The sequence below is a fragment of the Ruoffia sp. FAM 26254 genome (assembly GCF_045528545.1).
In the GTDB taxonomy this organism is placed as follows: Bacteria; Bacillota; Bacilli; order Lactobacillales; family Aerococcaceae; genus Ruoffia; species Ruoffia halotolerans.
Genome location: NZ_JBGQQY010000070.1, coordinates 1 through 8,541 on the forward strand (window position 1 = coordinate 1; position 8,541 = coordinate 8,541).

Annotated in this window: 9 protein-coding genes; 8 read left to right on the top strand and 1 reads right to left on the bottom strand. The window is 35.0% G+C overall.

Annotated features, from left to right (window positions below; genetic code table 11):
• Window positions 1-134: 134 nt before the first annotated feature.
• Window positions 135-647 (bottom strand): type 1 glutamine amidotransferase domain-containing protein, encoded by a 513-nt coding sequence (locus ACEN3Z_RS11110; RefSeq protein ID WP_407090907.1) that lies wholly within the window; start codon window positions 645-647, stop codon window positions 135-137.
• Window positions 648-804: 157 nt separating this feature from the next.
• Here ACEN3Z_RS11110 and mgsA point away from each other — a divergent pair, with 157 nt between their 5' ends.
• The 8 genes from mgsA to ACEN3Z_RS11150 all read left to right on the top strand — a co-directional run.
• Window positions 805-1,227 carry a methylglyoxal synthase gene (gene mgsA, locus ACEN3Z_RS11115; RefSeq protein WP_407090908.1) on the top strand — a complete coding sequence of 141 codons (423 nt, stop codon included), beginning with the start codon at window positions 805-807 and terminating at the stop codon, window positions 1,225-1,227.
• A gap of 24 nt (window positions 1,228-1,251) precedes the next feature.
• Window positions 1,252-1,827: a xanthine phosphoribosyltransferase gene (locus ACEN3Z_RS11120; protein WP_407090909.1), complete on the top strand. Its 576-nt coding sequence runs from the start codon at window positions 1,252-1,254 to the stop codon at window positions 1,825-1,827.
• A 128-nt stretch (window positions 1,828-1,955) separates the two neighbouring features.
• On the top strand, window positions 1,956-4,562 hold the full coding sequence (clpB, locus tag ACEN3Z_RS11125) for an ATP-dependent chaperone ClpB (protein ID WP_407090910.1): 2,607 nt from the start codon (window positions 1,956-1,958) through the stop codon (window positions 4,560-4,562).
• A 147-nt stretch (window positions 4,563-4,709) separates the two neighbouring features.
• Window positions 4,710-5,906: an AI-2E family transporter gene (locus ACEN3Z_RS11130; RefSeq protein WP_407090911.1), complete on the top strand. Its 1,197-nt coding sequence runs from the start codon at window positions 4,710-4,712 to the stop codon at window positions 5,904-5,906.
• A 97-nt stretch (window positions 5,907-6,003) separates the two neighbouring features.
• Window positions 6,004-6,597: an NfeD family protein gene (locus ACEN3Z_RS11135; RefSeq protein ID WP_407090912.1), complete on the top strand. Its 594-nt coding sequence runs from the start codon at window positions 6,004-6,006 to the stop codon at window positions 6,595-6,597.
• Window position 6,598: 1 nt separating this feature from the next.
• Window positions 6,599-7,615, top strand: coding sequence for a flotillin-like protein FloA (gene floA / locus ACEN3Z_RS11140; protein WP_138404895.1), 1,017 nt, complete (start codon window positions 6,599-6,601; stop codon window positions 7,613-7,615).
• A complete protein-coding gene (locus tag ACEN3Z_RS11145; protein ID WP_407090913.1) occupies window positions 7,615-8,289 on the top strand; it encodes a hypothetical protein in 675 nt (224 codons plus the stop codon). The genes floA and ACEN3Z_RS11145 overlap by 1 nt, the downstream gene beginning before the upstream one ends.
• A gap of 160 nt (window positions 8,290-8,449) precedes the next feature.
• Window positions 8,450-8,541: helix-turn-helix domain-containing protein (locus ACEN3Z_RS11150; protein ID WP_407090914.1), on the top strand; the 92-nt coding region annotated here is incomplete at its 3' end.

Below are 8,541 nucleotides of genomic sequence, written 5' to 3' on the forward strand. Positions count from 1 at the left end.
GGCTTAGTTCCACTAAGCGAATTGGTAGAGTCTGCTTACGCAAGGTATTGAACCGCCGTGTACGGAACCGTACGCACGGTGGTGTGAGAGGTCGACTAGTCAAATAATGGATAGTCTCCTACTCGATTCAATGATTATGCTAAAGCATCAACGATTGCTTTGTTAAATGCATCAATATCTTCTGGTGTACGACTTGAGATAATTCCTGAAGGGTCGATAACGACTGCTTCATCATAGAAGTTAGCACCAGCATTTTTTACATCAATTGCAACTTGTTTCACACTTGTTATGTCTTTACCACGTAGTATATCTGCATTGACTAATAATTGTGGTCCGTGACAGATGGTAAAAATTGGTTTCCGTGCAAAAGCAAATTCTCTAACAAAATTAACGATACGATCGTTTTTTCTTAATTTGTCTGGAGAAAATCCACCCGGAATTAGTAAAGCATCATAATCAGCTGACTTCACATCATCAATACCTTTGTCGATTGTAACTTCTGCTTCACCTTTTTTCCCTTTGGCAGTATGTCCTGCTTCAGGTCCAATTGTTATAACCTCGTGACCTGCTTCTATTAATACATCACGTGGTGAAGTGAATTCAATATCCTCGAATAAGTCTGTTATTACTGTAGCCACTTTTGCCATTAATAAACTCCTCCTTTGAGTATTCTACCCACAGTTTAACAATCTGTTGTATGAATGCAATTGATTTGCTTGAAAGATTAAATATATTGAGTGTTTAATAAGAAAGAATATCTAGTATCTGATATAATTAAAATAAAAAAGAGGAGGTGTGTTTAAAATGAAAATAGCTTTAATCGCACATGATAAGAAAAAAGATAATATGGTTAATATTGCGGCAGCCTATCGCCATATTTTTGCTAAACATGAATTATTTGCTACAGGGACAACAGGTCAAAGAATTATCGAAGCTACAGGATTAAAAGTTCATCGTTTTAAATCAGGGCCATTAGGCGGAGACCAACAAATTGGTGCAGCAATCTCAGATGATCGTATGGACTTAGTTTTATTCTTAAGAGATCCTTTAACTGCCCAACCTCATGAACCAGATGTGTCTGCCTTATTACGTCTTTGTGATGTTTACGATATTCCATTAGCAACAAATATGGGTACAGCTGAGATATTAATTCGTGGGTTAGAAAGTGGATTGGTTGACTGGAGACATGTCCGTCAAACTCAAGAACACAAAAAAATTGATATTTAATTCTTGTCATAAGGAGGTATGTGAATGAGTAATTTAAAACAAATGATATTGGATCATGGAAAAGTTTATTCTGGGAATGTCTTAAAAGTTGATTCATTCTTAAATCATCAAATAGATCCACATGTAATAAAAAGTATCGAAAACGATTTTTATCAATACTTTAAAGATAAAGGTATTACAAAAGTTTTGACCATTGAATCATCTGGAATTGCACCAGCTTTAATGGTTGCTTATCGTTTAGATGTTCCAATGTTATTCGCCAAGAAAGCTTTGCCGAGCACAATTAAATCAGAAGATAAATATGAAACTCTGGTTCATTCATATACAAAGAACACATCAAGTAACGTGTTTATATCAAAAGAATATCTTGATAAAGATGATAATGTATTGATTATAGACGATTTTCTAGCTAATGGTGAGGCTGCAAAGGGCTTAGCAGATTTGATTGATCAAAGTGGGGCTGAAACGGTTGGCATAGGTATATGTATTGAGAAATGTTTCCAACCCGGTAGAGAAAGATTAGAAGAAGCTGGACACGATGTTTATTCGATTTGTCGTATTAAATCATTAAGTGACGGAAAGATTGAATTTTATGAATAAAAATAAAGGACAAAAAACATTTGACCTTTGCTGACCAATGGTATATAATAAATATAGCCTCAAGAGGGGCTTATATTTATATAGAAAAAACATTGACCAATTTTGACCAAAAGAAAGGTTGTGTAAATATGATTGATAAATTAACAACCACTATGCAACAAGCAATTGGTGAGGCACAGCAAGTAGCCATAACACGGCAACATCAACAAATAGAGATTGCGCATTTATGGTTAATTATGCTACAAGCAGACCATTTTGCTTATAAATTATATAGTGAACAAAATATTCCTATGGATCAATTTGTTCGTCTTGTTGAAGATGAAATTGATAAAATTTCCCAAGTGAGTGGGAGTAACATACAATATGGACAAGGAATTAGTCAGAACTTAAACCGTTTACTACAAGATGCAACAACCATTGCAGCGGAATATAATGACGAATATCTATCAACAGAAATCATTCTGTTGGCTTTATATAAACAAAAACATAATCCAATTGTTAAATTTTTAATAGATAATGGCTTAACTGAACAAAAATTTAAAGAAAGAATTGAAGAATTGAGAGGAGGAAATCGAGTGACATCTCAAAATCAAGAAGAAACATATGAATCTCTAGAGAAATATGCAATCAACTTAAACGAAGCCGTTAAATCAAATAAAATGGATCCAATCATTGGTCGTGATGAAGAAATTCGTGATGTAATTCGAATTTTATCACGTAAATCTAAAAATAATCCAATCTTAATTGGGGACCCAGGTGTAGGTAAAACAGCGATTGTTGAAGGACTAGCACAAAGAATAGTTCGCAATGATGTACCTGAAAACTTAAAAGGAAAAACACTTTATTCTTTAGATATGGGTGCATTGATCGCCGGAGCAAAATATCGTGGAGAGTTTGAAGAACGCTTAAAAGCGGTATTAAAAGAAGTGAAAGATGCAGAAGGGCAAATACTTCTATTCATTGATGAAATACATACAATTGTAGGTGCAGGTAAAACTGAAGGTTCAATGGATGCAGGGAATCTCTTAAAACCGATGTTAGCTCGTGGTGAATTACACTGTATCGGTGCAACGACACTTGATGAATATCGACAAAACTTTGAAAAAGATAAAGCGTTAGAAAGACGCTTCCAAAGAGTGATGGTTAATGAACCAAATGTTGAAGACACTATCTCTATATTACGTGGTCTAAAAGAACGTTATGAGATTCACCATGGTGTGAATATCCATGATAATGCTCTAGTGGCAGCAGCAACACTTTCAAACCGTTATATTACTGATCGTTTCTTACCAGACAAAGCGCTCGACTTAGTGGATGAAGCTTGTGCAACAATTCGTATGGAATTGAATTCAGTTCCACTAGAAATTGACCAAGTCAATCGTCGTTTAATGACTTTAGAAATTGAAGAAGAAGCATTGAAAAAAGAAGACGACGAGGCAAGTAAACGACGTTTAGAGATTCTTCGCGAAGAATTAGCGAACTTACGAGAAGAAGCGAATGATTTGAAAGCACGTTGGGATATTGAAAAAGAAGAAACTAATAAGTTACGTGATAAACGTGAACAATTAGATCAAGCCCGTCATGACTTAGAAGATGCAGAATCTGAATATAATTTAGAAAAAGCGGCTGAATTAAGACATGGAATTATTCCTGAATTGGAGAAAGAATTAGCAGAAATCGAGAATGAACATGTTGAAACAGAAGTACAAAGTCGTTTAACACAAGAATCAGTAACTGATGCAGAAATTGCTAAAGTTGTTGGCCGTTTAACTGGTATTCCAGTGAACAAAATTGTCGAAGGTGAACGAGAAAAATTATTGCATCTTGATGACGTTTTACATAGAAGAGTCATTGGACAAGATGAAGCCGTTCGACTTGTACATGAAGCAGTACTTAGATCACGTGCTGGGATTCAAAATCCGAACCGCCCAATTGGTTCGTTCCTATTCTTAGGACCAACGGGTGTTGGTAAAACAGAATTAGCTAAAGCACTTGCTGTGGCATTATTCGATTCTGAAGACCATATGGTCCGACTTGACATGAGTGAGTATATGGAGAAACATACGGTGTCAAGATTAGTGGGTGCCCCTCCAGGATACATTGGACATGATGAAGGTGGACAACTGACTGAGGCCGTTCGTAGAAATCCGTACACCATCATTCTATTGGACGAGGTGGAAAAAGCCCATCCAGATGTTTTCAATATATTACTCCAAGTATTGGATGATGGTCGATTGACCGATTCGAAAGGACGCGTTGTAGACTTCAAAAATACTGTCGTCATAATGACAAGTAATATCGGGTCACACTTACTACTTGAAGGAGTAGGAGATAATGGCGAAATATCTCCAGAAACTGAAAAACAAGTAAATCAATTACTTCGTCAACAATTCAAGCCAGAATTCTTGAATCGTATTGATGATACTGTACTTTTCTCTCCTTTAACTTTAGACAATATGAGTGGAATTGTACTCAAAATGATTGGAAACCTTTCAAATAGATTGGCAGACCAACAAATAAAATTAGAAGTGACTGAATCAGCAACTCAATGGCTTGCTGAACAAGGTTACGATCCGATTTACGGAGCGAGACCTTTACAACGCTTCATAATGAAAGAATTAGAAACACCACTAGCTAAAGAAATTGTAGCAGGAAATGTCTTACCAAATTCGGTGATTACTGTTGATGAAAGTGAAGGACAACTTACCTTTAACAGTACCGAAGCTATGGTATAAAAGAAAAACGATTAAACCAGCGCATTGAAAAATGCGTTGGTTTTTTTTAGTTACATTTAACAAACACTGTATAACATACAATTAGTAATATGACTATATTGGAAAAAATAAATATGTTATATTAAAAGAATATAACGGAGGTGAAATATGAACAAAGTAAAAAAATATCGTTTTGATATTATTAAATATTTGTTTATAGCAGGATTAATTGTATTGGCCATTGTTAATTTCGACAGACTAAAAAACATTTTTAGTTATTTATTGACAATTTCAATGCCAATTATTTTAGGTTTTATTATTGCATATGTACTGAATATCCCGATGGTGATGTTAGAGAAACTATATTTTCCCAATAGTGATAGTATTGTTATTAAAAAGACACGCAGACCAGTGAGTATTTTAGTATCTATTATAATAATTACTGTCGTTTTAATTTTTATTTTGAATTTAGTGATTCCTCAATTGATATCAGTCTTTGGCCGAATTATTGAAATAATTCCACTCTTAGCAAATGGAATTCAAAACTGGGTGATAGAAAATGAAGAGATATTTCCCCCATTAGCTGAGTTTGTCGAAACTTTTCAAATTGATTGGCAAAATATTGTCACAAATATGATTTCTATTGCGAATCGTTTTACGACTAATATTATTGAGACAACACTTTCAACAGTGGGCTCTGTCTTTAGTATCGTTGTAAATTTATTTCTTTCATTGATGATTTCTCTTTATGTATTAATGTCTAAAGAGACTTTAGGGAGACAGTTTAAAATCTTATCAGAAACATATCTACCTGAAAGAGGACATAAAGGACTAATGTATGTGTTAGAAGTAACTGATTTTTCTTTCCGACATTTTATCACAGGAGAGGTATTGGAAGCTTTAATACTTGGCTCACTTGTGACGGTTGGTATGTGGATTTTCCAATTTCCATATGCTTCAATGATCGGAGCATTGACGGGAGTAACAGCACTAATACCTGTATTAGGGGCTTATATTTCTGGAGCCATTGGATTTATCATGATTTTCGTTGATTCCCCAATTCAAGCTTTAACTTTCATAGTCTTTATTATTGTTATACAACAATTAGAGGGAAATCTCATATACCCTCGGGTAGTAGGTGGTTCGATTGGACTCCCAGGCTTGTGGGTATTAATATCAATAACAATCGGTGGTGGCCTATTAGGGATTTGGGGAATGCTTTTGGCTGTTCCATTAGTTTCGACTTTGTTTAAGTTATTAAAAAATGACATAGAATACAGAAGGAATAATAGATATCAAGCGCAAGAGTATGTTGATGCCGTTGAAGAAGTAAACGAATCGGGTGAACAAGAAGTTAATGATTAGTAGTTTAGTAACTGGTCAATATTTTACCGATATTTCATAGATATTTCTTCGGAAAAGCTTATATTAGTGGTATAATGATCATGAGAGGAGGGTAAATATGATTGCAAGTTTATTAATAGGTATGTTGTTACTTAGCTTATGTCTATTTTACAGTCCCAAATGGCTGTACTTAGGATTAGCAGTAATAGCATATGGTTTTTATTTTGGAATGCCAGGTCAAAACTTACTCGTGTTCATAATTTTCTTACTAGGTATATTTATGTTAATTGTGGAGTTTTATGTTCCTGATTTCGGTATTATTGGTATGTTTGGTTTATTAGCCATAAGTATTTCTCTTTATATGCACTTAAACGACATCGGTGATGTAGTATTAACATTGTTAGCAATGATACTTGTGAGTGCGATTGGAATTTTTGTCCCAATAAAATTAGGTAAAGATCTAGCTATCAGTAATGGTTTTGTTCTTGGGACTTCTTCTGAAAAAGATAAAGGATACTCGAGTCATAAAGATTTTACATATTTATTAGGTGAAAAGGGTGTCACAGTCACAGCGCTTAGACCTGTCGGACGTGGTGAGTTCGATGGGGAGTATTATGAGGTTGTCAGTTCTGAGGACATGATTCAAAGTGGGACACCAATATATGTTTCAAAAGTTGAAGGCGCAAAAATTTACGTAAGAAAGGAAATATAATATGAATAATTTTCAAAATAATGATTTTGAGGTGTCGTCTCTAATTTCGATAGGTATTATTATTGTTATTTTAATAATACTAATTTCTTTATTCTTTAGATTCGTACCCGTAGGCTTATGGGTTACAGCTTATTTCTCAGGTGCTAAAGTTTCAATCGGTAACTTAGTAGGTATGAGATTACGTCGGGTTCAACCGTCAGAGATTGTACGACCACTAATTAAAGCAACAAAAGCTGGACTTACATTAGATACGAACCAATTAGAGGCGCATCACTTGGCTGGTGGGAATGTCAACTTAGTTGTTGATGCACTGATCGCTGCTCAAAGAGCGAACATTGATTTGGTATTTGAACAAGCTGCAGCGATTGACTTAGCTGGACGTAATGTATTTGAAGCTGTTCAAGTTTCAGTAAATCCGAAAGTAATTGAAACGCCACTTATTTCTGCCGTTGCAATGAATGGTATTGAAGTAAGAGCGAAAGCTAAAGTAACAGTCCGAGCTAATATCGAACGACTCGTGGGTGGTGCTGGTGAAGAAACAATTATTGCCCGTATCGGTGAAGGGATTGTAACGACTGTTGGTAGTTCAGAAAGTCATTCAAAAGTCCTTGAGAATCCAGATTCCATCTCACAAACAATTCTACGTAAAGGGTTAGACTCAGGTACTGCCTTTGAAATTCTATCCATTGATATTGCCGACGTGGATGTTGGACGTAACATTGGTGCGAAACTTCAAGCGGATCAAGCGATTGCTGATAAAAACGTTGCACAAGCTAAAGCCGAGGAGCGTAGAGCGTTTGCAGTTGCAGAAGAGCAAGAAATGGTTGCTGAAGTTCAACGTATGCGTGCGCGTGTGGTTGAAGCTGAAGCTGAAGTACCATTGGCAATGGCAGAAGCTTTCAAAAAAGGAAATCTTGGTGTCATGGATTACTACAACATGAAAAATATAGAATCAGATACATCAATGCGTGATTCGATTGCTAAAGGAACGAATTCATCCGAAGAAGGTAGAGAATAATGAATTTTCTAGTTGGTGTATGGCTAATATATTTATTAGGTTCGTTCTTATTTTCAGTGTTTGCACCAAGAATTAGAAATCAGCATAAGAATTATCAAGATTCAGGGATTGATAATCATGAATCGGTAGAGAAACCCATTACCAAGTCAACAAATAAAGAACAGTTACAACGTAAGTCTGATATTCGAGCTCGAAATGAAAGAGTTCAAGCTATGCGAAAAAGACATAATAATCAGAGTGACAATTCGAAGTTAGTGAAAAACATGTCTTTAAACCAATTAAATAATAGTTTAAAAAAAGCTAATAATGCGCTGAGAAATACTGAAATATCTTCTGAGCAAAGTTTTGAATCACAGGATGATTATCAAGTTGATTTTACAAAAATCGCTGATTATGACAATCCAATTGATCATTCTTATATGGAAGGGGAAAGTCCAGAGCAATATTTAAATGAATTAGAAAATTGGTACGCAGATGCTTCAATTGAAGATGTTTCATGGATGGAACTAGATAATACAAATATCCTCCAAGATGAACATACACAAAAAGCAGCCAGACCTAAAAATCAAACTGTCAATCATATGTATCACTCTATGAGAGATGGGACAAAGCTAAGAGAAATGATGATTTTCAATGAAATTATTAACAAGCCCAAGAGTCTTCGAAATAAATAATTGACATACTAAAGATGCGAACGAAACCAATGTATTTTCGGAATAGTTCGCATTTTTTTAATTTGATGAATTGTAAAATTAAGTGCGACAAATAAAGAAACCCATAACAGGTTCGTGTAAGATGTTAGTAACGACAAAAACATACACACGGAGGTCTGTTATGAGCTACACACATCTTACCATAGAGGAACGTTCAAAAATAGAAATACTCTATCAAGAAGGTTATAAAATTAATCGCATTGCCCAATTAAT

Bases quoted from the DNA above. Each gene is read 5' to 3' on its own strand.
- ACEN3Z_RS11110 (WP_407090907.1), bottom strand. From the start codon at position 647: ATGGCAAAAGTGGCTACAGTAATAACAGACTTATTCGAGGATATTGAA.
- mgsA (WP_407090908.1), top strand. From the start codon at position 805: ATGAAAATAGCTTTAATCGCACATGATAAGAAAAAAGATAATATGGTT.
- ACEN3Z_RS11120 (WP_407090909.1), top strand. From the start codon at position 1,252: ATGAGTAATTTAAAACAAATGATATTGGATCATGGAAAAGTTTATTCT.
- clpB (WP_407090910.1), top strand. From the start codon at position 1,956: ATGATTGATAAATTAACAACCACTATGCAACAAGCAATTGGTGAGGCA.
- ACEN3Z_RS11130 (WP_407090911.1), top strand. From the start codon at position 4,710: ATGAACAAAGTAAAAAAATATCGTTTTGATATTATTAAATATTTGTTT.
- ACEN3Z_RS11135 (WP_407090912.1), top strand. From the start codon at position 6,004: ATGATTGCAAGTTTATTAATAGGTATGTTGTTACTTAGCTTATGTCTA.
- floA (WP_138404895.1), top strand. From the start codon at position 6,599: ATGAATAATTTTCAAAATAATGATTTTGAGGTGTCGTCTCTAATTTCG.
- ACEN3Z_RS11145 (WP_407090913.1), top strand. From the start codon at position 7,615: ATGAATTTTCTAGTTGGTGTATGGCTAATATATTTATTAGGTTCGTTC.